Annotated in this window: 24 protein-coding genes; 4 read left to right on the top strand and 20 right to left on the bottom strand. The window is 46.1% G+C overall.

The genetic code is table 11. The features are described 5' to 3' along the window. Window positions 1-51: 51 nt before the first annotated feature. From WG8_RS02770 to WG8_RS02750, 6 genes are all read right to left on the bottom strand, one after another. On the bottom strand, window positions 52-726 hold the full coding sequence (locus WG8_RS02770; RefSeq protein WP_007428553.1) for an NAD(P)H-binding protein: 675 nt from the start codon (window positions 724-726) through the stop codon (window positions 52-54). Between the two features lie 43 nt (window positions 727-769). Then, window positions 770-2,215 carry an ATP-binding protein gene (locus WG8_RS02765; RefSeq protein WP_007428552.1) on the bottom strand — a complete coding sequence of 482 codons (1,446 nt, stop codon included), beginning with the start codon at window positions 2,213-2,215 and terminating at the stop codon, window positions 770-772. Between the two features lie 174 nt (window positions 2,216-2,389). Continuing rightward, window positions 2,390-3,892, bottom strand: coding sequence for an HD-GYP domain-containing protein (locus WG8_RS02760; protein ID WP_007428551.1), 1,503 nt, complete (start codon window positions 3,890-3,892; stop codon window positions 2,390-2,392). A gap of 724 nt (window positions 3,893-4,616) precedes the next feature. Further along, window positions 4,617-4,925, bottom strand: a complete 309-nt coding sequence (locus tag WG8_RS02755) for a hypothetical protein (RefSeq protein ID WP_007428550.1) — start codon at window positions 4,923-4,925, stop codon at window positions 4,617-4,619. 137 nt (window positions 4,926-5,062) lie between these two features. After that, window positions 5,063-5,185, bottom strand: coding sequence for a hypothetical protein (locus WG8_RS29285; RefSeq protein WP_007428549.1), 123 nt, complete (start codon window positions 5,183-5,185; stop codon window positions 5,063-5,065). 172 nt (window positions 5,186-5,357) lie between these two features. After that, entirely contained in the window at window positions 5,358-5,687 is a 330-nt protein-coding gene (locus WG8_RS02750; RefSeq protein ID WP_043890715.1) for a hypothetical protein, read from the bottom strand. 143 nt (window positions 5,688-5,830) lie between these two features. On the opposite strand from WG8_RS02750, the gene WG8_RS02745 reads away from it, so the two are divergent. Further along, entirely contained in the window at window positions 5,831-6,199 is a 369-nt protein-coding gene (locus tag WG8_RS02745; RefSeq protein ID WP_007428547.1) for a VOC family protein, read from the top strand. Here the strand turns inward: WG8_RS02745 and WG8_RS02740 are convergent. The 3 genes from WG8_RS02740 to WG8_RS02730 all read right to left on the bottom strand — a co-directional run bounded on the left by WG8_RS02740 (window position 6,184) and on the right by WG8_RS02730 (window position 10,079). Next, window positions 6,184-7,851 (bottom strand): CoA-disulfide reductase, encoded by a 1,668-nt coding sequence (locus WG8_RS02740; protein WP_007428546.1) that lies wholly within the window; start codon window positions 7,849-7,851, stop codon window positions 6,184-6,186. The two genes, WG8_RS02745 and WG8_RS02740, sit on opposite strands and share 16 nt — an antisense overlap. Before the next feature lie 160 nt (window positions 7,852-8,011). Beyond that, window positions 8,012-9,304, bottom strand: coding sequence for a homocysteine synthase (locus WG8_RS02735; protein ID WP_007428545.1), 1,293 nt, complete (start codon window positions 9,302-9,304; stop codon window positions 8,012-8,014). A gap of 154 nt (window positions 9,305-9,458) precedes the next feature. Further along, a complete protein-coding gene (locus tag WG8_RS02730; protein ID WP_007428544.1) occupies window positions 9,459-10,079 on the bottom strand; it encodes a flavin reductase family protein in 621 nt (206 codons plus the stop codon). 113 nt (window positions 10,080-10,192) lie between these two features. Between WG8_RS02730 and WG8_RS02725 the strand changes: the two genes are divergently transcribed. Further along, on the top strand, window positions 10,193-10,882 hold the full coding sequence (locus tag WG8_RS02725) for an ArsR/SmtB family transcription factor (protein WP_007428543.1): 690 nt from the start codon (window positions 10,193-10,195) through the stop codon (window positions 10,880-10,882). 26 nt (window positions 10,883-10,908) lie between these two features. Here WG8_RS02725 and WG8_RS02720 read toward each other — a convergent pair whose 3' ends face one another. The 11 genes from WG8_RS02720 to WG8_RS02670 form a co-directional block, all read right to left on the bottom strand. Beyond that, window positions 10,909-11,658, bottom strand: a complete 750-nt coding sequence (locus WG8_RS02720) for an SDR family NAD(P)-dependent oxidoreductase (protein WP_007428542.1) — start codon at window positions 11,656-11,658, stop codon at window positions 10,909-10,911. Between the two features lie 39 nt (window positions 11,659-11,697). Further along, the gene (locus WG8_RS02715) at window positions 11,698-12,156 is read right to left on the bottom strand and encodes a YhcH/YjgK/YiaL family protein (protein WP_007428541.1); all 459 of its coding nucleotides are present in this window, start codon (window positions 12,154-12,156) and stop codon (window positions 11,698-11,700) included. Window positions 12,157-12,183: 27 nt separating this feature from the next. Beyond that, window positions 12,184-13,371 (bottom strand): sialidase family protein, encoded by a 1,188-nt coding sequence (locus WG8_RS02710; protein WP_007428540.1) that lies wholly within the window; start codon window positions 13,369-13,371, stop codon window positions 12,184-12,186. Between the two features lie 18 nt (window positions 13,372-13,389). Continuing rightward, entirely contained in the window at window positions 13,390-14,808 is a 1,419-nt protein-coding gene (locus WG8_RS02705; RefSeq protein WP_007428539.1) for a sodium:solute symporter family protein, read from the bottom strand. A 119-nt stretch (window positions 14,809-14,927) separates the two neighbouring features. Beyond that, on the bottom strand, window positions 14,928-15,923 hold the full coding sequence (gene pdxA, locus WG8_RS02700) for a 4-hydroxythreonine-4-phosphate dehydrogenase PdxA (protein ID WP_007428538.1): 996 nt from the start codon (window positions 15,921-15,923) through the stop codon (window positions 14,928-14,930). A gap of 2 nt (window positions 15,924-15,925) precedes the next feature. Continuing rightward, window positions 15,926-17,203 carry a four-carbon acid sugar kinase family protein gene (locus WG8_RS02695; protein WP_007428537.1) on the bottom strand — a complete coding sequence of 426 codons (1,278 nt, stop codon included), beginning with the start codon at window positions 17,201-17,203 and terminating at the stop codon, window positions 15,926-15,928. Between the two features lie 197 nt (window positions 17,204-17,400). Then, entirely contained in the window at window positions 17,401-18,570 is a 1,170-nt protein-coding gene (locus WG8_RS02690) for an iron-containing alcohol dehydrogenase (protein ID WP_007428536.1), read from the bottom strand. Between the two features lie 10 nt (window positions 18,571-18,580). Then, complete coding sequence (gene dapA / locus WG8_RS02685) at window positions 18,581-19,468, bottom strand: 4-hydroxy-tetrahydrodipicolinate synthase (protein ID WP_007428535.1); 888 nt, start codon at window positions 19,466-19,468, stop codon at window positions 18,581-18,583. A 237-nt stretch (window positions 19,469-19,705) separates the two neighbouring features. Continuing rightward, the gene (locus WG8_RS02680; RefSeq protein ID WP_007428534.1) at window positions 19,706-21,445 is read right to left on the bottom strand and encodes a sigma-54-dependent transcriptional regulator; all 1,740 of its coding nucleotides are present in this window, start codon (window positions 21,443-21,445) and stop codon (window positions 19,706-19,708) included. A gap of 117 nt (window positions 21,446-21,562) precedes the next feature. Next, a complete protein-coding gene (locus WG8_RS02675; protein ID WP_007428533.1) occupies window positions 21,563-22,171 on the bottom strand; it encodes a dienelactone hydrolase family protein in 609 nt (202 codons plus the stop codon). Between the two features lie 299 nt (window positions 22,172-22,470). Further along, window positions 22,471-22,713 (bottom strand): hypothetical protein, encoded by a 243-nt coding sequence (locus WG8_RS02670; protein WP_425270778.1) that lies wholly within the window; start codon window positions 22,711-22,713, stop codon window positions 22,471-22,473. 246 nt (window positions 22,714-22,959) lie between these two features. Here WG8_RS02670 and WG8_RS02665 point away from each other — a divergent pair, with 246 nt between their 5' ends. After that, window positions 22,960-23,928, top strand: a complete 969-nt coding sequence (locus WG8_RS02665) for an SPRY domain-containing protein (protein ID WP_007428531.1) — start codon at window positions 22,960-22,962, stop codon at window positions 23,926-23,928. 521 nt (window positions 23,929-24,449) lie between these two features. Further along, window positions 24,450-25,138, top strand: a 689-nt coding sequence (locus WG8_RS02660) for an SPRY domain-containing protein (protein WP_052310845.1), incomplete at its 3' end; no start/stop codon positions are given.

Raw genomic sequence — 25,138 nt, 5'->3', positions numbered from 1 at the left:
TATTCCGCACTCATGCCTGCACTTATGGATTACCGCATCCCGAACGTGGTCTTACACATGGTCATCCGCACCGATAACTCGAATGATATCATTCGGATAAATATGTACGCCGCTTGCCTGCGCGAGGGCAATTCGCACCATGGCTCGTGCGATGACCGAAGCCGGGATGGCACGGTATAGAGCGAGCTTGCCCGTCATCATGCCATCCAGCGCCTTCATGACAACAGCGGCAACGGCTTCGCCAAGACGTCGTTCTGGCCTCGCACCCAAAATGAGCGACGGACGGAACAAATGGAGCGCCGGCAATCCAATAGCGGCAAGCGCCTCTTCCGCCTCTCCTTTGGTACGATTATAAAACACACGTGAATCCGGGTCGGCACCCATTGCAGAAATAGCGAGCATTTGCATTGCACCAGCTTCTTTGCCCAAGCGAGCAGTCTGAACCGGGTAATCCAGATCCACCCTGCGAAACTGCTCCCTGGAGCCAGCCTTTTTCATCGTCGTCCCAAGACAGCAAAAAACATCATCAGCCCCTTCAAAGGCAAACGCCGCCTTCTGCGGCTGCTCCCAGTCGATAAGTGCCTGCTCAAGCTTGGGATGCCTGATTTCCAGCGGACGTCTGCCCATAACCATGACGCGGTTATACTCCTTTTGCACCAGCAGCTCCCGCACAACATATCCCCCGACAAGCCCCGTTGCCCCTACAACGACCGCTTTACGTTCCATGATAAACCTCCTTTCTCCACCCTAATGCTCCTGCCATGATGCATCAGGTTAATTTAAACTCCTGTTCGTCTGCCTCCTTGCTTTCGGACGGACACATAGGCAGGTATAGGGAAAAGGTGCTTCCCTTGCCTTCTTCACTCTCCAGACGAATAAAACCGCCCAGCAAGCGCGAAAAATCGCGGCTAATGGACAGCCCTAACCCGGTTCCTCCATATTTGCGATTAATGGAACCGTTCGCTTGCTGAAATGCTTCAAAAATAATATGCTGCTGAAGCTCTGAAATACCGATACCCGTATCTTTTACCGCAATGACAACCCAATCCCCCTCCTGTCCCTTTCGATCCAGATGCTGTGTGCTGATTTCCAGCAATACACGTCCTTCATGAGTGAACTTAAAGGCGTTGGACAATAGATTACGCAAAATTTGCTGTACACGTTTGGGATCGGACTGAATTTCATCCGGTATATTTTCATGTACCTTCAGGCTGAATTCAAGATTCTTTTCCTTGGCAGTGACTTCAAAATGCATCATCATTACCTGCGCAATCTCGTGTACATTGACCGGTTCATTTACAATTTCCATGCGCCCGGCCTCGACCTTGGACAGATCCAGAATGTCATTGATCAATTGGAGCAAATCATGCCCTGAGGCATAGATCAGTTCGCTATACTGGTATAGCTCGTCCTCATCCAGTTCCTTCCCCTGCTCGTTGATAATCTGCGCCAGATTAATAATGCTGTTCAGAGGTGTACGCAGCTCATGCGACATCGTTGCCATAAAATCCGATTTATATTGAGAGGCCATCATGAGCTGCTTCGCACGTTCCTCCAAAACAACCTTCGCCTTCTGCAACTCATTGCGCTGCTTCGATAGTAGCTGGTTTGCCTTTTTAATCTGATAATTACGCAATTGCTCCATCTGAAAATCACGCAAAATCAGAGCAAACAAGAAGCTGAGTACCACGCCGATAGGCAGTGTAAGAGGAACAACTTCCGCTACATAATAGCGCCAGGGAATGACGCCGAGGATGGCAATATTTATCGTATTGACGATATTAACCGCTAAAATGGTCACCGACGCCTTAATAATCAGACGCCAGGTGGACCGACGCATCCAATAGTTCAATCCAGCGCACAGCACGCCCAGAATACTCATATTCAGGAAGCCGGCCCACGCCGCCATATTCAAACCGAAGGTAAATCTCGTAAGTCCAATCGCTACCCCAATGATAATAAGCGTATAGGAACGCGAATACACCAACGCCGCAATAATCAACGGAACGAAGCGCAGATCAAAGATCACTGTCTCACTAAAATTAAAACCAAAGCAAGAGCTGATCCATCCGCCAAATACCATCAGCAGTAATGAGCTGATATATTTGAACCGCGAAGAGGTACGGCTTAAGCCATATTTATAAATCACGTTTGCCACATAAGCAACAGCTATCAGCATCCCCAAATTGATTACAAACATTATTGAAAATTGCATGGACTCACACTCCCATAGCACAAAGAATTGGATGCCACGCCTATGCTAACCGCCCTTGCCTTTCTTGTAATCATAACATGAAGCCTCATCTTTCGACATGCCCCAAAGACACTCCATGGGTGCACAAAAAAAAGCGAACCGTAGCGGCTCGCCCTCGTGAAGCTATCTCTGATTTTAGCTTATAATGCCTTTATTCCGGTGCCATTCCTGGACAAATAATTCGGCAAAATAAGGGTCCCACTGAGTCCCTTTGCCTTCCTCCAATATCATAACCGCCTTTTCTTCCTTCATACCTTTTCGGTATGGGCGATCCGATGTCATCGCATCAAATGCATCTGCTACGGCAATAATCCGTCCAAAAAGCGGGATATCTTCCCCGGAAAGCTGGTCAGGGTATCCCTTGCCGTCATAGCGCTCGTGGTGCGAACGCACGCCGGGCAAATAAGGCGCCATCGCATAAGCAGGCTCGACCCGGCGGAGAATGCTTTCTCCCATGACTGGGTGCATTTTAATCTGGTCAAATTCCTCGTCCGTCAGCTTGCCATCCTTGAGCAATACAGCATCAGGCACGCCGATTTTACCGATATCATGCAGTAAGGCTGTTTTACGCAACAAATCGAGATCCGTCTCGTTCAAGCCACCCTTTCGCCCAATGAGTACAGAATACTCCGCCACACGCAAAGAATGTCCCGCGGTATACGCATCCCGCGCATCCAGTGCTGCCGCCAAGGTAACAAAATAACTTTCCAAGAGCTGGCCATTTTTTTCTTCCCGCTCCTTGAGGCCCTCGATCATCATGTTAAAGCCTTCGACCAGCTCCGCAAATTCGTCGGAATACAAGTCGCTGGCATTACTGTTAAATCGGCCTTCCTTTACTTCGTTCATTTTCTCCAGCAGGTGATGAATCGGCTGCTCGATCTCACGTGTCAGCAGCCTGCCTCCCAAATAGGCAAAAGCCACGCCAAAAATTAAAATCGTTCCCGCCCATAGCCAATAGGAGCTGGAATGCGTCGCATTCGATCGCTCCAACCGAATCTGCGTAGCCAGACAAAATAAAAACAACGGAAAAGCACCGATTAACGTGGCGCTCAACTGAAATTTATGCCGCAGTGATAGCAGCACACGTCCCCGGAGTGACAGGTTCAGTCCATAATGCTGATGGGTTTGTTCTCGAAGCTCCTCCAGCAGCGGCCGGATCGCTCTCATCGTCAGGAAAAATTCAACCAGTGCGTGCATAGAAGCAACCAAACAAGCCCCGATACAAGCGATTACTACGTAATAAAAAGGAAAGGTAAGCTGTCCGGTATGTATCATCCATAGGGCTAAGCCTGCTGCCGGAATGGAAAACCCCAACAAATGCGGCCCAATAATACGTAAAACCGACAAATTAGGCAGATGGTGAATTCGTACATACACCGCTTCTGCATCCTTGAATGTTGTTGATTTACCGTAAAAAAAACGACGAACCGGTCTCAAATGCATCTGGAACGCCATGACTTCACAGCCAATCATAATGGCACTGGAAATTACAATAATTTTCACAAGTCCGAGTAATTCATACTGGGCTACATTTAGCTTGGAAAATACAAAAATCGCACCTACCAATAATACAGCGGTAAACGAACCTATAACATAGTTCAGGATAACATGCTGAATAAAGCGCTTATAGATCGGCAAATTGCTACCCCTCTTTTCATCCGTACGCTCATATAATATCTTGTTTATTCAATATCGGAGTCCAACCATCAAAAGTTAACCTTCTTCGCCAACAAAACAACCACATATCCGATGATACGCGGTTGTCGTGATTACCAATAAGACCCCTTGTGTTTTAGAATCATTCTTGCTATACTGTAAAAGTATGTATTAACCCCATAGGATTCCGCGCAACAGGCTACACTCCTAATCACCGCATGGAGCTTCTCCAAATTTTATGTATAACCCTAATGTAGAATTTTGAGCTTTTGCCAAAAGATTTTCACATTCACACTGGCGCGGTCATCGGAGCCGCAAGGACGAAAGAGAGGTAGGGCTTTTGTCGTTTGGAAAATGAACAGTGGAATCAGACTGCCCCTTATGAACATGCTGACCATATTATGCAAGGCAGCAGGGGTTGAATATATATTATGCCGTCAAACGATGAAGTTTGAACAGGCCATGCAGTATACGTAGACTGCACCCAATCCTCCGGATGATCCCCGGGGGATTTTTTATATTGATGAGCCTGTGTATGAACAAAAAAGTGGCCCTGCCGATACATCGGCAGGGCCTATAGCTTGATCAAAAAGGGGTTAATACGGTCATTATAGTCTCTCTTTCTTAAAATTAAATGATATGCACCTTAAAAACTCATTAATTTTCCAGTTTAAAATATCTGAGAATTTTGTTAACTCTTCACCTTCTAATAATTCGTCCAATATTCTGTATTGTCCGGCGGTGTCGTTGGTGTATTGGAACGCCCTGTCTCCATTGGAGTACGCCTATGGACCGAAGGCCGCTCCCATCCTTCCAGTAAAATTACATGTTGGGTGCCTGTGCTATTTTCCCATGTGATATACCGCTCTTGTTCCATATGTCGCAAGGCGGCTGTAATTTCAGTGTCTCGCTTGCCCGTTTTGACGGTTAATTCCGTCATCGTTGGCATATGGCGATGCTGGGCAAAATAGTTATACAAAATACGTAGCAGCTTTCGTTCCAAATCAGGCAGCATCATCTTTCCTCCCTTTCAGTTCCCGGCCAACCATTGACCGGGATGATTATCACAAAGAACATATGTTCCCATTATAGCATATAAAAATGCATCCTCCTACTGGAAGATGCATTTGGGCTTGTATGCCCATGCCAAATTCAATTTTTTTCCTTCTCCTCGCGGCTGACCGATCGCAGCCACCAGCCGACTCCACCAACACTTCCCAATGCCAAAACCGTCAGGGAAATAATGTAGAACAAATGAAATGCACGCTCACTCATGGCAATCGCCTCCTTATTTTATGTATACACTTTCCAGCTAGGACTGTAAACCTCTTTTTGGCCTTCCACTCTATTTTTACCAAATTCGCGACATTAAATATCTGCCTGCAAAACAAAAAGGCTTTCGGCATATCACCGAAAGCCTTTATTCATCTGAAGTTCTGAGACTGGATTACGCCTTATTCCTCTTGCTGTATCTAATAAAAGCAATCACAAGCGCTACGGCAAACAATATTCCGCTGACCACCCATGTTGTCAGAAATGCCATACCCAAACCGACATTCGCCCCCATCGTCGGGTGCTTCATTACATTTAACATCGAGCCCTGCATCATAAATATGGTACAAAATAAAACAACGGGCGCCAAAATAATCGTGCTTGCCGTCTTTCGGCTACCCGATACTGCGATCACACACAGTGCGGCGATCACTAGGATTATCCAATATATAGCCGCTTCCCAAATCATTGAAGTGCCCACCTGTTCAACCTCTTTTCTATCCATTCATAAATGTCTCTTCTATTGTAACAGACGTCACACAGTGAACCAAGCCATTTTTGATAAGAGAAGGGGTAATTCCCACGGACAACGTAAATAATGTATAGTAGTAGAAGTCCTCTATCAAAGACATGAAAGGAAATGATCCCATGAGAAGTGCAAGCCCTTATATCATTGTAAACGATGTACAGCAGACGGTTGATTATTATCAATCTGTTTTTGGTGGAGAAATCAAAGTGCTGAACAAGCATGAAGGCAAGCTTTTACACGCAGAGCTTCACTTGGGCAACAGTCTTATCCATTTTTCCGATTCCTACGGTAAGCCGCTGAAAGCACAGCATGTACAAATCATTCTCGACTGTGAGAGTGAGGAGGAGCTTAAGCACGCTTACCACGCATTGGCCGAAAAAGGGACGATCACCGTGGAACTGCAGGATACCTTCTTTGGTGCGCTGCACGGCCAAGTAACGGATCACCTGAATCAGATTGAATGGGTAATGAACTATTTCAAGAGATGAGCACGTTCAGCAGCCATGACCGAATACGTCTTGTAGCCGCCATCAACATTTCTCACCGAATAACCATGCTGAGTCAAAATTCTGGCTGCCAGATAGCCGCGCAAGCCGACCTGGCAAGATACCGCGATTTCCCGATCACGAGGAATTTTCGACATTCGATCTCTAAGCTCAGCCAAAGGAATATGAATAGAACCTGGAATGGCTCCAGCCTGTAGCTCCACCTTATCCCTGACATCTATAATGACACCGCCATTGCGGTGAAAATCGTCAACTTCATGCCACTGTAACGTTTGGACCAGCCCATCCATGATATTGGAAGCCACGTAACCAGCCATATTCACAGGATCTTTTGCCGAAGAATAAGGAGGCGCATAAGCAAGCTCAAGGTCAGCCAGATCACGGACATTCATATTGCCGCGAATAGCTGTCGCAATGACATCAATCCTTTTGTCTGCTCCATCGGCTCCAACCGTCTGGGCTCCGTATATCACGCCAGTCTCTGGATTAAAAAGCAGCTTGATCGCAATAGGCGATGCCCCGGGATAATAACCTGCATGCGAACCGGGATGAATATGAATCGCTTTATAGGGAACGTCCAGCCGTGACAATGTTTTTTCGTTATTTCCTGTAGAGGCTGCGGTCAATGCAAAGACCTTAATGACGGATGTTCCGAGCGCACCATCATAGGAAATCGCCTGACCATTAATGTGATCTGCCGCCAAACGCCCCTGGCGATTGGCACCCCAAGCCAGCGGCACCATGGTTGCAAACCCGTGATTGCGGTCTTTGACCTGGATGGCGTCCCCTACCGCATAAATGGCCGGGTCGCTGGTTTGCAGCTGGGCGTTAACCTGAATAGCCCCACGAAAACCAAGCTCCAATCCGCTTTGCTTGGCCAGCTCATTTTCAGGAACCACACCAATTGCCAGAATAACCATGTCTGTCTGAAGCATATCACCGGAGGTCAAACGGAGCCGTGTACCCTGGCCTTCAAAAGCCGCAACTCCTTCCTCCAAGCGTATCTCCACCCCGTTCAGCTTCATATGCTGCTCTACCAGCTTGGCCATTTCAGGATCTAGTGGATTAAGGACTTGCTGTCCCATGTCAACAAGAGTCACCGCAAGGCCGCGTTCCCGCAAATTGTCGGCCATCTCCAGCCCGATAAATCCGGCACCGATCACCGTGGCATGTTTGGGCTGGCTTTCATCTACATACGTCTTAATGACATCCGTATCATGAATATTTCTTAGCGTAAATACATTCGCAGCTCCATGCAATCCGGGAATGTCCGGTATCATCGGCTTGGCTCCCGGCGACAATACCACAATGTCATACGGCTGCTCCCCCATCTCACCTGTCGTCATGTCGCAGAAACGGACGAGCTTATGCTCACGGTCGATTTGCACCACCTCGTTCAGTACCCGCACATCTATATTAAAGCGTTCTCTAATCCCTTGGGGTGTCTGGACAAACAGCTTCTCACGCGCCTGAATCGTCCCGCCAATATAGTAAGGAAGACCGCAGTTCGCAAAAGAAACATGCTCTCCGCGTTCGAACAAAATAATCTCGTCTTCCTCATTCCATCTGCGCAATCTCGCCGCAGCAGAAGCCCCACCTGCTACCCCGCCAATAACAACTATTTTTCTGCCCATTTCTTCGCCTCCTTGTATACCCTATAGGGTATACTATATACCTGTAGGGGTATGTTGTCAACGCAAAAAAAAGGTGGAGGATATCCCCCACCTGATCAACCACTGAATCCTGCACGAATGCTACATCACAATCGTCTATCCAGCCCATAACGATCACTGTCTACTGCTGACTGGCCGCGATCGCTTGCTCCAAATCGTACAAAATATCTTCAATCGCTTCTGTCCCAACGGATAGACGCAACAGCTCCGGTTTGACTCCGGCAGCAACCTGTTCCTCCGCACTAAGCTGCTGGTGCGTAGTGCTTGCCGGATGAATGATCAAAGACTTGGAATCGCCCACATTAGCCAGATGAGAAAATAGCTTCACATTCGCAATCAGCTTGCTTCCTGCCTGACTCCCGCCTTTGATGCCAAAGGTCAGGATCGCCCCTTGCCCTTTAGGCAAGTATTTTTGAGCTAACTCGTAGGATGGATGGCTTGGCAATCCGGAGTAGCTGACCCACTCCACATCCTTGTGGCTTTCGAGATATTGCGCTACCTTCAGTGCGTTCTGACTATGTCTCTCCAGCCGCAGATGGAGTGTCTCCAAGCCTTGCAGCAGCAGCCACGAGTTGAACGGTGAAATAGCCGCTCCCAGATCGCGCAGCAATTGCACTCGCGCTTTGATAATATACGCGATGGGTCCCACCGCCTCGGTATACACAATCCCGTGGTAACTTGGGTCCGGCTCGGTCAGTCCCGGGAAACGACCGCTCGCTTTCCAGTCAAACTTGCCGCTGTCCACGATCACACCACCAATGGATGTGCCGTGTCCACCGATAAATTTCGTTGCCGAATGCACAACAATGTCCGCTCCATATTCGATAGGCCGCAACAAATATGGGCTTGGAAACGTGTTATCCACAATCAGCGGAATGCCATATTCGTGTGCAATCGCCGCCACCGCTTCCACATCCAGCACATTGCCCTGCGGGTTGCCAATCGTTTCAGCAAATATGGCCTTCGTTTTATCTGTAATGGCTTTGCGGAAGTTTTCCGGGTCATCCGAATCGACAAAATGCACCTTAATGCCCAATTTCGGCAGTGTGGTAGAAAATAGATTATATGTACCGCCATACAGGCTGGAGGCCGATACAATTTCATCTCCTGCTCCCGCAATGTTCAGGATGGAAAAGGAAATCGCTGCTGCTCCCGAAGCCGTCGCGAGCGCGCCAGCTCCTCCTTCCAGAGCTGCAATCCGTTGCTCGAACACATCCGTGGTCGGATTCATCAGACGCGTATAGATGTTGCCGAACTCTTTGAGCGAGAACAAATCAGCCGCATGCCCGGCATCCCGAAATCCATACGAAGTCGTTTGATATAACGGAACGGCACGAGCAAAAGTAGTAGGATCAATTTGTTGTCCGGCATGGACAGCGAGAGTTTCAAATGACAGCTTGCGTTCTTCTGACATGGTTATTTCCTCCCTTGTTATACGTGCTGTATGAATCGTCTCTTCCTGTATGCGTAGTCATAGATGATTTTTCAATCATTCTCGCACAAAAAGAACCTTTTGGGAAGATAATTCTCATTATTCGGGTAGGAAATATTATTATTTTGTTTAGTAATCAGGTTTCAGCTCGGAAGGTTTTGCCCAAATGGTCACCCAGACCGAAATAATGGCGGAAATTATAGATGAGAGGACTCCACTTGGTCGGATCAATATGATTCTCTCCGAGGATCATATCCTGGTGAACATGTACCTGCACAGCCTGGGTTTCGACGATCGCAAAATAAGGAGCATGTTCTGGTATGCGTATATCCCTCACCTCAGCTTCAATCTGAATAGGACATTCCCTGATTCGAGCGGGCTTGACCGACTTGGAGTCGACCGAAGTTAGTCCACTGATCGCATACTTATCCTTTTGATAGGTAAATCCATTTTGCTGCTTTTCCGCCGGTACAGAATGTTTGCCTGTGTATGGAGCCAACCGTTCTACATTCTCCCACATGGAAGGTCCCGGAACGTTGATTACGCATTCAGGATGCCGTTTCATATTTTCAAACGCTTTCCCGCCTATTCCAATGCCTAGTACCAGGCAGTCACCCAATGCCCATGAGGAGGATATGGGGCTAATATTCGTCGTTCCATCCTCATTCAGCGTATTGAGTAAAATCACAGGCGTGCCGTAATATAAAATACTTGGCTTAATCGTTTTCATGTCTTGATTATGATTCATTGGGTACATCGTCCCTTCTCCTTCTGTTCATATCTGCCTACTTATTGTAAAATGTAAACATTTCAACCTTCATCGAAGTATGGATTACAAAAGTATGAGTTACAAAGGGGGATACCTGTGCCATGAGCACCAAATCAAATGTAGCCATGATTGCTTCTCTCGTAAGCGAGCCTTCCCGCGCTGCGATACTTACCGTTTTATTGGACGGCAGGTTCCATACGGCAAGCGAACTGGCCCATATGGCTGGTATTAAACCGCAAACTGCCAGCTTTCATTTATCTAAAATGACTGATGCACAGGTCGTTACTGTAGACAAACAAGGGCGGCACCGCTATTTTGGCATACAAAATCCTGAAGTTGCCCGGGTGATGGAGTCACTTTTGTCCATAGCTCCGCCTGTTCAAATTAAATCGTTCAAGCAAGCCTCTGAAAACGAGGCCATACGGCTGGCAAGAACCTGCTACGATCATCTTGCGGGTCATTTAGGCGTGCAAATTATGGATTCCTTGATTAATAAGGGGATGCTTTCCGAGGATCAGGACGGACTCTATATCACGGAGAGAGGAGAGACTTTCTTTGCAGACTTTCAGGTTAACCTTACACAAATAAAACAAAGGCGCCGCTCCTTCTCCCATAAATGCCTGGATTGGAGTGAACGGCGCCACCATTTAGCCGGGGCCCTGGGGAGCGCCCTTTTGGACAGATTATTGACATTACACTGGATTGAACGTCTGCCCACCACCCGGGCGATCCGCATTACAACAGATGGTAAAAGGGGTTTTAAAGAGGTGTTTTCGATAGATATCGGTTAGAGTTAGATAAGCTCTATGGAGAGCTATCAATTCATATAAGTGCCACCATTCATATTTATCGATTCCCCGGTTATAAAATCTGACATCTTCGAAGCTAAAAATAACACCGTATCAGCTACGTTTTCGGGAGTCCCCAGCTTCCCAAGCGGTATCCGGGCAATGGCTTGCTGACGATATTCCTGTGTCCATTGCTTGCTCATATCGGTATCAATCGGACCCGGGCACACGGCATTTACGTAAATATTGTGCCTGGCCATCTCCAGCGCCAAATGCTGGGTTAAATAATTCACTCCCGCTTTAGATGCTCCGTACGACGGTGCCGCATTCCGATGGGGAGTTTTGGCGGTCGTAGAAGTCACATTTACAATTTTCCCATAATTTTTTTTAATCATATGGGGTAATACAGCCATGCACAAATATAACGTACCGTTCAGATTCACATCCAGCACTTTTTGCCAATCCTTAGTATCCATTTCCAGGGTTGAGGTACGCATGTTGATCCCGGCATTATTCACCAGGATATCTATACAACCAAAATGTTCAATAGCGGTATGGGCCACTTTATGGGCAGTCTCTTGATTCGAGACATCTCCTGTACAGATGACGCATGTCTGGCCCAGCGCATTCACTTCCGCCATCAGATCAAGCAGCAGGTCTTCGCGGGTCCCGTTAATAACCAGGGAGGCCCCCTGTTCGGCTAGTGTGAGTGCTATAGACCTGCCGATCCCTCTGCTGGCTCCGGTCACAACTGCTATACGCCCCTCCAAGAGCATCATGGGCCACTCCTCCCTTTCCATTTCTATATTTTAACAAGGTTAAATTTTCACCTTAATAACCATTTTTTTGACGTGCTCGGTCTGGCCGGAACGAATACATGCCTGATGGCCATCTTCGGGGAAAAACACAGCAAACTGACCTGCACCTAGCTGCAATGAACTGCCCGGACTCACTAGGGATTCGTAGTTGATCTTATCCTTATCCGCTGCATAATCAGAACCCCCCGTGAGCTGATCGAGCGGTGCATAATTAATTTGCTCCCTGCCTGACACTATATATTGGATGTCGATATATTCACGGTGACTTTCCCAGCGACATTCTGCCTCGGGCTTAGTATCATACTCTTGCACCAGCACATAAACCTGCTGACCGTTTATCTCATATTTCCCTTCTGCAAGCTCTGCCAGCGGCGTGTGCTGCAGAAACAAGAAAGCCTGCTCAAACTGCGGATGGATACGACGGTATCGCTCCTCCTGTTCCAATGTAGCCACGATCATGGGAACAACCTCCTTTGCTGCACGTGATTATCTGCTCTCTACAAATGGCTCGGTAATAACAACGTACTTGATGGCCTGTCGGAAGTAGGTAAATGCGATATGGATCTTCCCGTCTTTGGATTGCTTGATGGAAGGGTAGGAATATTCCCGATTCAGCTTTTCCCTGGAGTTATTCGTCATGGCATAGCCATCCCCTACCTCAATATTTTTGACTTCCGACCAGGTGAGCCCGTTATCTTGGGAAATGGCAACGGTCATTGGCGCTCTCGGTGCTCCCCAGAAGGCCTGACGCTCCTCTGCTGCCGGTGCAGTGACAGGCTCAACAACTGCTTCTTCCTCCTCATCTTCAATTTCATCATACAACGAAGCTCTGCGCTCCATGGATTCATTCGCACTGATGTTATTAAAAACTAGTGCCAGATGGCCGTTGTCCAGTTTCGTAAATTGAATTGACGAATTGTTGTTGGGCAGTGAGGTCGGCTGCGGACTGCTCCATGTTCTCCCGTGATCCACGGACTCACTTTGGTAGATATAATCAGCCCAGCGGCTGCGGAAAAGTGCAATCAGCCTGCCGTCATCCAATTTTTCGATATTCATATGGACACAACCCAAGCTGTCCGGCACACTGACCTCTGTCCAGGTGCGACCTTGATCGGAGGAAATTTTCACCGCGCTTACATCTTTATTTCCCGTCCACTTCTCGCCGGGATTGGTGTAGCAATACCAGATAGGCAATAGCCAGTCTCCATTGTCCAGCACCGTGATCGGCTGTCTAATAAAAGTACCGGGCGTATCGAACAACGTACCGATATCTCCCCAAGTGTAACCTTCGTCCTCGGAGATCCGGTAACGGATAATTGCCGTGTCCTGGTTGCCGGATTTTTGCGCTGTATATAACAGCCACAGCTTGCCGTCAGGGGCGGAAAAGAGCACCGGATTCTGTTCCGAACGCGTCGGATCGTCGGATAGCTTAACAGGCTCCGTCCACTCCTCTGCTCCTTTATTTAATCTGGAAAGATAGATAGAAATATCAGGTATTCCTTCCTGGGTCCCGGCAAACCATACACATAACAAGTCGCCGTTATCTAGAGGCAGCAGATTGGCCGCATGATTTTGTACAGCATCCGAAGGAATAAAAGCGTCTTTACGATATGTTTCGCCAGCCGCCTGCGTAACTTTATAATGAAAGGTAGCTGTTTCCTGCTCGTTATTCATTTTGAATCCTCCCTGTTTCTAATTCTCGTTTATAATTTCCGTCTTAGGAGTCTTTTCGCTTGGCTTGGGTTTACCGATGAACCGATCAATCAGCATCACAATCAGCGGTGTCACAACAGCAATGTACATATTATCGATTCCGTAAGGATCACCCAGCAAGTACCATATGGTTGTGCCTAAAGCGGACATGGAAAGCCCAATGGTTGCCCCACGATTGGAGCTGTACATTGGCAGGAAGAAGCCCATCCCTGCAACAACGGCGATCGATGCACGCAACGCACGGGTGAAAAAGGAAAGCGACAGCAATTCCGGGGCAAAAGCCACGCCCAGCAACGGAATGATTCCTACCACAATACAGATGATTCGCGTCATTTTCAATTGCTTTTCCGGAGTAACCTCTTTCATTCTCGGGAGTACAAAATCGTCCATTAACAACGTTGTCGTTGAAAGAGCTACTGTAGACACGCCTACAAAAATGGAAGCTACCAGTGAAGTGGCGACAATCGCACTGAGTATCGGATTCATATGCTGCAAGAACACAGGAAACGCGTAAATCGGATCAATATCCGGGTACAAATAGCGCGCACATACACCGATGATGGCTACAGCCAAACCAAGCGGAAGAAACAGCAGGCCAGCATAGATGGTAGCACGCTTGGCCGCTTTGGCATTTTTGGCAGACGTAACGGCCTGAATAATAAATTGGGTTGAAAAGATCGCCCCCATCGTACCGATAATCCATGCGACAATTTTGCTCGTTCCAATGGTGCCGTCCCATGTAAAATAGTGTTCAGGCAGCGCGAGTTGCATCGGCTTCAAACCGCCTGTCAAATACAGTGCAATAAAGGCAGTAAGCAAAATGCCCGCATATTTGAAGGCCGAGTGAATCATGGTGATCCATGCCACGCCCTTCATCCCGCCAAACGTAAAGTAGATGGTGCTGATAATCATCGTAATGATGGCGCAAGCCATAATCGGAATTCCCAAAATAGTAGAAATAGCCGCTGCCCCGCTCAGATAATTGCCCAAATTAACGACCAGCAGGGACACAATCATAATAATGGATACGACTGTTTTGGTGGATGTGCCAAACTTCTCACGCACGATCCCGGAAATGGTGTAATGGCCTGTATTATAAAACCTGCTGACCAGAAAGAAAGCGAATAGGAAAAAGCCGATAGATCCCGCCAAAAGTGACCATGAAGAAGCTAAACCATGTGTAAATGCGGATTCTGCAGTGCCTATCGTCGATTTGGTTCCGATAAACTCGGACATCATCAAGACACCAACGACAATAGCGGGTAAAGATTTGGCTGCATTATTAAACTCAGAACTGGATTTACTACGCATTTTAAAAGTCAATATGGTTGTAAGAACGATATAGACAGCAATTACGATCAATATAAAAAGTATCGTACCTGCGCTTAAATTTTCCATCTGCAAGCTCCCTTCATGCTCCAAAATACTTAAAAATTAAATTATAAGCGCTTACAATTCCTGAAATGAACCGGCAGCAGCCGGATCATCAGGTCCTATTCGCATCTCTCGTACTCATATTATTTGGGAGATAGCTCTACAGCTGACGCTATGGCAGCCAGCATACTTCTTTCGTCAGCAACATTTTTGCCGGCAATATCAAATGCCGTACCATGATCCACCGAAGTGCGGATAAAACCGCCTTTTAGTCCGACTGTGATATTGACGCCTTCTTCCAGCCCCAGCACCTTGATCGGGACGTGCCCCTGGTCATGATAACAAGCGATAACGATATCGAAATCTCCACGTACAGCACGGAAGAACAGTGTATCTGCCGGATGTGGGCCGCTAGCATTGATCCCTTCCTGTATCGCTCTTTCAATGCCAGGAATCAGCTTCTCTTCTTCTTCCCCTTCACCGAACAGACCGTTTTCCCCGGCATGTGGATTAATACCGCACACAGCAATCCGAGGGTTTTCATAGCCGGCCCGTACCAGCGTATCATGCGCCAGGCGAATAACATTGTAGGTTCGCTCCGGTGTGATGGTATCAATCGCCTTTTTCAAGCCTACATGAGTGGTCAAATGAATAACCTTGAGCTTGGGAGACGACAGCATCATGGAGTAATTTTGGGTATCCGTCAGTTCGGCAAAAATTTCAGTGTGTCCCGGATACAAATGGCCTCCTTTATGCAAGGCTTCTTTATTTAACGGAGCCGTACACACGGCCTGCAATTGATTGGATAGGGCCAGTTCAACCGCTTTCTGAATAAATTGAAAAGCCGCATCTCCCGCTTCTGCCGAAACCTCCCCTTGCTTCAGATGATCCGGCAGCAAATCCAGATCATAACAATCGATAACACCGCGTGTAAATTGACATTCCTCTATACTGTTCACCTTGTTGAGCACAAGTGCCGCACCTGTCTGATCGATGGCCCGAAGCATGCTTTTGGCATCTCCGATGACAACCGGGCTACACTGCTCATAGACCTGTTCATGCAGCAGTGCTTTGACGATAATCTCCGGTCCCACACCTGCTGCATCCCCCATGGTAATACCGATAATTGGCTTGCCCACGCTTACACACCTCCTTGAAGTTTGTCGATGACATTTTCCAAAGTTTTATCTGAGCCAAAATTCCCCGCTTTTGTGACCACATACATTGGGTTGGCAATGGATTGGCCCAACAGCACACCCGGTTCCAGTTCCTCCACCAATTCAATTTCCTGGATATCCAAATGCTCCAATACCTGATATGCCGTATCACCACCTGTAAGAAATAATTTCTTGATTTCAAGCTCTTCTACCAATTTCTTTGTTAATCTGCCCAGAACACTGGAAATCGCGTCACTGATCTGGATAGGAGTCATACCTAGTTGTGCTCCCGTCGCTCTGGTTTCTTTCATGTTATCGGACGCTACAATGACGACATTTTTACCGCTGGACAGGCTGATGGATGCTTCTCTGTGTACACGTTCCATCTCTTGTTGTCTTTCATGACCTTCTGACAGTACCTTTTCCGAGTGAACCTCCACTCGGCTTGCACGACCGCTATCCATCAAGTGTTGGAGTTGAGCACGTCCCATTTTACTAACGCTTCCTATAACTAACAGAACAGGCTGTGCTGTAAGCTGAATAGGTTTGGTCACAGACTTCTCCTGAACCTGATAAGCTTTGGGCAAATGGTTCATCATACCAGCCGAGCCGACCCAGACAATTTTGTACGGCAGGGCTGTAATCGTCTTCACCAGCATCTCCAAATCCTGTTCAATTACAGAATCGGAAACAATATACGTAAGCCCCTTCTCTTTGAACGTGTGCAATTTCTGAGAAATATAAGCCTCGCCCTGATCCAGATCTGCTTTGGACAAATGGCCGACACGGTGGCCTGTTTGCTCTGCAATCAGGTCCACAACATCGGACTTCAATACAGGGGTTTTGGGGTCCCGGCTTACTTCGGTATGGTGCAGCTTCCGGCCATTCAAGTGGTGTATTCGTTCAATAATTTGACGGCCATTTTTAGGATAACCGGGAGCGATCATAACAAAATCGGGTCGTATGACCTCATACATGGCGTTCAGTTCAGTACCGATATTGCCACGCATCGTGCTATCAATTTTTTTATAGATAATGTCAAAATGTTGAGCGTTCACGTACGTACTGATCTCTTTTACAATGGCTGATGCCTGATCTGCGGGAAGAGAGCGACTGACCGTGTTAAACACGACGGCATCATAATCCGTTTCTTCGGAAAAGACCGGATTAATCTGGACGGAAACGTTCATTCCGTAACGAACCAACTGTCCCCCGCAATCATTTGCACCTGTAAGATCGTCGGCGACAATGGCAATTCTCACATAAATCCTCCCTTTAAGTGCGTGTTCAAAAAGTCGGCTTTTCAGCACCGAGAAGGTTGGATGAAGCTAGGGACTGAGTAGCGGAGCGTAGGTAAGCCTACGTGAGCAACGGAAGGCCCGACTGAATTCAAGATTCGACGTCGAGACCACTTCCTGTCCTGCTTCGTGATCAAAAGACGACTTTTTGAACTACCTCTTTAAACGTCAATCAGTTTGCGATAAATCTGTTCTATATCCTCAAGACTCAGTACCTTGGGATTGTTGTTTAGCAGCCTCGTAACCTCGGAAGCTGACTGTGCCAAGGCTTTCAGATCCTTCTCCTGCACGCCGTACTCTTTTAAATCCTGTGGAATGTTCAGTTTTGCGGTCCATTCCCGGATTCGTTCGATAACGCGCAGAGCTGCGTCTTCCGGTGATAGACCTGCTGTCTCAATGCCCATCGGCTCGGCAACGAGTGTGAGTCTTTCCACACAATGGTCCATATTAAATTCCATCACATGTGGCAGCAGCATCGAATTGGCTACCCCGTGAGGAATCCCATACTTGCCACCCAGCGGGTAAGCCAGAGCATGAACAGCCGCCGTGCCTGCGGCAGTAAGCGCCATTCCCCCATAGGTTGACCCCAGCAGCATTTTTTCACGGGCCGAGATAGAAGCACCATTCTCATAGGCTTCAATGATGCTGGAGGAAATCAGCCGAATGGATTCCAAAGCGAACATATCGCTGAAATAGTTGGCTTTATTCGATATAAATGACTCAATCGAATGGGTAAAGGCATCCATCCCGGTCGCAGCGGTGATCGGTTTGGGCAGCCCCAGTGTCAGCACCGGGTCGAGAATCACCAGTTGCGGAAGCAGATAGGAGCTGACAATGCCGATTTTCAATTCCTGATCCGGGATGGTAACAATCGCATTGGGTGTCACCTCGGACCCTGTACCCGATGTGGTTGGAATCAGGACCGTCGGGATGCCGGGATGCTCGACCAGATTCGTGCCCAGCATATCCTTAATCCTTTGATCATTGGTCATAAGCACGGATAAAATTTTGGTCGCATCCAGCACACTGCCGCCACCCAAGCCGATGAGCAGTTCATATTTGTGCTCCGAAAAAGCCGCAAACGTTTCTTCAATATTCTGCTCCGTAGGCTCCGGTAAAATGGAGGTGCATACATCGAACAAAATGCCCTTGTCCGTCAATTGCTGCTCTATACTGCTGGTGTAGCCCATTTCCTGGAGTGCAGGCTGCGTCAGAATGAGGACTCTTTGAATATGAGGATGAATCGCTGCCAGATGATCCGTCAGTTGTAATAATGTATTTTCACCAGCCAGAATACGGGCCGCCGTCTGAAATTGGTAAGTTGTTAGCATAGAGAGCCTCCTATTTGGATTGATAATATCTCACAGCCGCTTCTATTTGTTTAAGCGCCTCTCCTTTGGCCTCCTGAATAGGTGCCTTGGGTGGACCTACCGGAATGCCGGATAATTCGACCGCCTTCTTCAATGAAGCGGGTATACTCGTCAGCCCGAATGTGTCACGCAAGGGTTGCAGTTCCTGCTGTGCGACCTGTGCCTTGTCGTTATCTTCGGCCTTCCAGTGTTCGTAGATCGCCACGACCGTCTCCGGCAGCAGGTTGGCAGTAGCCGCCACGGCACCCGTGCCGCCTGCTTGAAGCGTTTGCAGAATAAGGGAATCCGTCCCTGCAATGACTGCAAAATTTTCATCACGTGTATGATCAATGTATTGCTTGATATTGTTAAAATCGCCGCTGCTGTCCTTGATGCCAATAATGTTCGGAACCTTGGCCAAACGAGCTACCGTTTCCGGAGTAAAGGAAAAACCCGTCTTGGAAGGGATGTTATATAGCAGTACCGGAATGGAGACCGAAGCCGCTACTTTGGTGTAGTGTTCCTCAACTTCCTCCTGCGTCGGAGGTATGAAGTAAGGTGTAATGACCGACAGGGCATCAACACCCAACTGCTCCATGGCCTGCGAAAGCTCAATCACTTCCCCGGTACTATTGCCCCCGCTTCCCACCATGACAGGAACTCTACCGGCTGCTTCCTTCACTACAATTTCAGCTACTTTCAGCTTTTGTTCGGTCGTAAGCACATGAAACTCTCCGTTGGTGCCCAAGGCAAAAATTCCATGTACGTTCGCATCAATCAAACGATGAATGAGTTGTCTCAACACAGGCTCGTTCACTGCTTCTTCTTTCGTAAAAGGAGTCAATAAAGCGGGGTATATCCCCTCAAAGTTAAGTAGCATGTATATCCCCCTGACGAATGTTTGTTAAGCGTTTACAATGAAATTGTAATTCAAAGTGTTCTATTTAGCAACATAAATTTATTTGAATTTCAAAAATAAATCTATTATGTTTCATATTGCAACAATCCCATTGCGTTGTTAAACCCTTTTCGAATAAAATACCCCCTAAAGCCGTATTGGATGAATTTCCAACGAATTCGTTCCGGCTTTAGGGGGCTGCAAGTATAGCCTGGTATACTATTTTAATTTACGCCATAAGGTGGTCCGGTTAATGCCTAGTCTTTTGGCGGTATTCGTCTGATTTTCGTTTTCCTCTATAAAAACCTTTCGGATGATGTCCTGTTCAATTTCCTCCAGCGTTCCTTGTAAATTTATTCCTGTTTCATACGTAGTGTCGGCTGCATATATTTCAGTCTCCAGATCATGTGCTTCCACATATGCTGTATTCGTCTGCATGACACACTGGTACATGGTTCTGCGTAATTGATCCACATTGCCCGGCCACATGGATGCTCTGAGCAATTGTTCTGCCTCTGGCCGCAGCCCAACAATCTGCTTTCCGAATTTTTCATTGCATTCATGGATTAAAAGATTGGCAAGACGAATCATGTCCTCGCCCCTCTCCTTCAAGTCCGGAATACGGATATGAAGCCGACCACAGAGCTCATATAATGGATAAAGAACGCTGTCTTCCTGAATATCGATCTCGGGGGTCTTTGCCCAGGACGTAATCAGCCTGGCTTTCGGTGCAGAGTCGAGTAACCACTGCAGTAGCATCTTCTGCTGTTCCGAAGTAGTGCAATCTATATTTTTAATATATAGAGTTCCATCCGGTGGTATAGTATTTTCTTCAAATAAACAGCTCCATTGCTGGTCTGAAATTTGCAAAGCATCCACGATCAGCAACGGCGATTGGTGACGTCGGCTTTTAAAATGGATATATTCAGCCATCAATTCCTTTTCCGTGCCTACTCGCCCTTGAATCTCAAAATGTTCATCCATTTCCGATAGCTTCAGAGACTCGTCGATTAATTTCTTCATGGGCTCTGACTTCACCATATCCATATGATTCATATAGGTCATATTTTTTTCAAATGGAAGGATCATCGTAACGCCTTCTATTTCCCGAAACTTCACGTCACTGCTGCTTTTGATCTGGAAGCTGTACAGCATGCGGTCCGATTGGTCCAGCCGCTCTCCCTCTACTTGCCAGCTCTGCTGGTCTGTTCTGAATGTCCCTTGGAAAAAGCCCTTTTCCTTTAGTACAGAAAAAGCATTCCTTTCCTGGACCATCTGTTCGAAGACTGCTGGATTCGGAGCAGAATGATTGGCAAATACAGATTTCCCGTTCTCGTCAAATACCACAAACCCGGTAGACGACTCCTTGACAATACGATGCGGAACTATAAATTCGTCCTTCAATCTCTCCATCAATTCATGTATCTTCTTCGCATTCTGAAAAGCCTTTAGCACACTTTCTCTTCCTGATGTCAGGAGCACACCACTTAGTCCGAGCTGCTCAGCCTTGCCGACAGTCACTACATCACCGATAATCATTCTGTATCCCTCAGCTTTAAGGCGGACCAGTAATCCCTCAACGCTATCTTTATCCGTGACGTAAGTGGATATATCCATATCCATGACATCGCATACCGCAGCTGCACCGTGCGCAATTGGCGGAAAACCGACAATCGCAGTTTTTTCATTATAATTTTTAGTCAGTGTCAGCACCCGTAAAATATCGTAGCCCGAGATTTCAATCTCTACTACCGGCACCAATACTTCCTTTTGTATCATCTCAGCCGTACCGCCTCTGCTGATGATCACATTTACACCGTCTGCAACAGCCTGTTTGGCCAGCCTCAGTCCGGCCTGCAAATCCCCAACCTCTATTTCCAGATCAAATTGCTCTTTTTCCGCCAGTTCGATCATCAGTTCTTTTAATCCTTCATACGGTGCAATTGCCAATACTTTCATTTGGTTCACCCCAGTACTCTCTCTTCTTCGTTTAACAGATTATATTTGCTATTGTAAGTTATACCTCAATGAGGTTCAAACAGGACATTTCGTCCCTTTTCTTCGATACCTCATCACTCATGAAATCGTCACTTTCTTTCGAAAAAAATCCAGCATTTCGTTTAACGTTTTTTGTGCTGAATGGACATGATATCGTGAAGAGTATGGGTCACTGAATCCATGTTGTCCGTTATATTGGTATGCGCTGACATTATGGTGGTGATCTAAAGTTGAAATTAGCTCATCTACATCAAATGATGGCTCCTCCTGTGGGAAAAACAACAGTGTTGGACATTGTGGAGTCAATTCCAAATAATTTCGAATACGTGAACCATAAAATCCTACAATTCCATCGATACATTCTTCTTCACTACACAGCCAGGCAATCGTTGCCCCTATACTAAACCCGACGATACATATTTTTTTATAGCGATCTCGAATACTTAATAATAGGCTTTTAATTTGAGATGAAGCGTGGGCAAAGCCTACATTTTCCATGAAATTCAGATAGGCAGCTTCTTCTTGCGAATAGTCAAAGGGGGTTTCTCTTCCCAATAAATCTGGGCAAATAACGTCATAACCCTGATCCGATAATAATTTGCACATATGCTGCATATGCTGGTTAATCCCGTAAATCTCGTGCAGCACAACGATTACGGTGTCCGACTTTTTATCTATGCTTATCATGTTGCACCCCTAACCAGGTTTGAATGTGGGAAAACAAGTAGTGTGGATCGATTCCGCAAAAGATCTTTTCAAGCAGTAATGCTTATAATAGGAACATTATATCGATTTCGGTGATGGTGGTATATATAGAAACTACGTTGTATGACTTTTTCAAGGGGCATTCCCCCAACAATATGAGCACGAATAATGTAGCACGATATCCGGTTGCGATTAGCATCGAAATTTATCGATACAAGGGAGTGAAAGAGTATGTATGGAAAATAACTCCGTACTGGCTATAAACCAGCGGAGTTATTAGATCATCCAGCGTTTTTTCCTGCTCCTAGTTCTACACGAAATTCAAGCTGGTCTCGCCTGAAAATTTTACCCGCAATCCTGACCGATTCCGACGTAATCTTCTCTACTATTCCCCCATAATCCTCAAATGTCACGCGTAACTCCTCATCAACGGACACAACGTATACATGCAACTGAACCAAAGCAGCTCCAAACAATTCCATGTCTGTCTTCAATACCTTAAATGTGCGATTCAAAACGATCACCTCAAATATTCCATTCGGTAAACCCTATATGGATTCCTTCTACGCTAGCCATTTCTGTGTATGTTATCCCTTGTTCCACCCAATTTTAATACCGAGTACCTTTATAAATTATCGACGACCACGTTTCCTCGAAATTTAAATTCCATTATAAATCTTATTTTTCAAAATATAGGATATAATGTTTAGACAATCTCCGCAAGTAGGTTTTATAATCCACTTGTTACTACATATATTTAGGAGGAAGTCATGAAAAATATTATATTCAAAAAACTAGGAACAATGATGTTAGCTCTACTCATTGGAGCTTCAGTGTTCTCCTTGTTCCCTACAGTTACAAAAGCTGAGACTACAAACGTAACTTGGACAAATGGATCTACAACAACTACTATTGATCGTGAGAAGGGAGAAACAAGGGACAGAGCGACAGTAGGGAAAACAAATGGGAAATGGTATTGGGAAGTAAAGGTAAACAATGTTGCCTCATTCGTAGGAATAACAGGTGAATCGGACAAACAATATCAAGCATTTTATGGGGCTAGTGGTGAAATTTGGAATAACATCAAATCACCAGTAAAGCTAGCTTACAATTATGGTTTTGGAGTTGGTTACGTTATCGGCATTGCATTGGACTTAGATAACGATAAAATAGTTTGGTACGTTAATGGGGTTTCACGCGGAGCTAATTCCATTAAACCATCTGAACTAGATGGTACCCAGATTTTCCCTGTTGTTTTAAGCGGAACTGGTCAGAAAATAGGTTTTGAAGCTAACTTTGGAGCAAGCGATTTTAAATATCCTATTCCTGAAGGATTTTTACCTTATCAGGATTCGGGTACATCTACAACACCTGATTCATCTACAACGCCTGGTTCGTCTACAACGCCTGGGTCATCTACAACACCTGGTTCGTCTACAACACCTGGTTCGTCTACAACACCTGGGTCATCGGATACAGATGGGGCCTCGCAACCTACTGGTGACCGCGCTATTTTGACTGTTACAATGGACAATGGATTTGATAAGGAATTTGATCTGAGTAAAAAAGAATTGAATGCCTTTATCGCCTGGTATGACGCTAAAGATACTGGCAGAGGTGCTTCATTCTTTGCCATTGATAAGCACAATAATAACAAAGGTCCTTTCAGCAATCGTAAGGACTACGTCATCTTCAACAAAATACTCACGTTCGAAGTAAGCGAGTATTCAACGAAATAAACAACAAGAAGGACTCTATCCGGCTAAAAGCCAGTGGAGTCCTTTTTACATTACTAGACTAAGGTTTGTAAACTGCTTGCCTTCGCCGCTTTTGTGCTGAATAAAATAGATGTACAAAAGAATAGAAAAAGGGAACGGCTATCACCGCTCCCTACACAACTACCGCTATAAAAACTGTCGACTTGGATTTATGATCAGAAATAGACCGCTAACCTTTGTCCGAAGGGCGATCTATTTCCGTTTATGGAAAGAAATTATTAGAATCACCAATGTTGCAAACTCACTCCAAAAAACATTTTAAGCACAACGAAAATCCCCGTCACCCAAATTGAGGTTAACGGGGATTTGGACTTTATTTGGAGTAAAGCTCTTTTGTATCTACAACATTAAAGCTCTATTACTCTCCAGATTTTTAATTCCATCATAACCCTTTTATTTGAATATATAGACATAAATGTTTAGACATTCCTGTAAACAAGTTTTATAATTCACTTGTTATTACATATATTTAGGAGGAAGTCATGAAAAATATTATATTCAAAAAACTAGGAACTATGATGTTAGCTCTACTCATTGGAGCTTCAGTGTTCTCATTGTTCCCTACCGTTACAAAAGCTGAGACTACAAATGTGACTTGGACGAATGGATCTACAACAACTACTCTTGGGGCCGCAGGACAAAGCGACAAAGCGACAGTGGGAAAAACAAAAGGAAAATGGTATTGGGAAGTAAAGGTTAGCTACAGTATTTTATTAGTAGGAATAACAGGTGAATCTGGTCCGAAATATCAAGGATACTACGGTATATATGGTGACATTATAAATAATATTACATCAGACGTGAGAAAAACTTACGGTCCTACGTTTGGACTTAATGATGTTATCGGTGTTGCACTGGACTTAGATAACGATAAAATTGTTTGGTATAAGAATGGTGTTTCCCTGGGAGCCAACACCGTTAAACCATCTGAACTAGAAGGATCACAGGTTTTCCCGATGGTCATGAATGGAACATCCGGAACAATGACTTACGAAGCTAATTTTGGAGCAAGTGCTTTTAAATATCCAGTCCCTGAAGGATTTTTACCTTATCAAGATTCGGGTACATCTACAACACCTGGTTCGTCTACAACGCCTGGTTCATCTACAACGCCTGATCCATCTACAACACCTGGTTCGTCTACTACACCTGGTTCATCTACAACACCTGA

The organism is Paenibacillus sp. Aloe-11 (assembly GCF_000245715.1).
Taxonomy (GTDB): Bacteria; Bacillota; Bacilli; order Paenibacillales; family Paenibacillaceae; genus Paenibacillus; species Paenibacillus kribbensis.
Note: the sequence above shows the minus strand (reverse complement) of the source record. Positions and strands in the feature narration are given on the sequence as shown.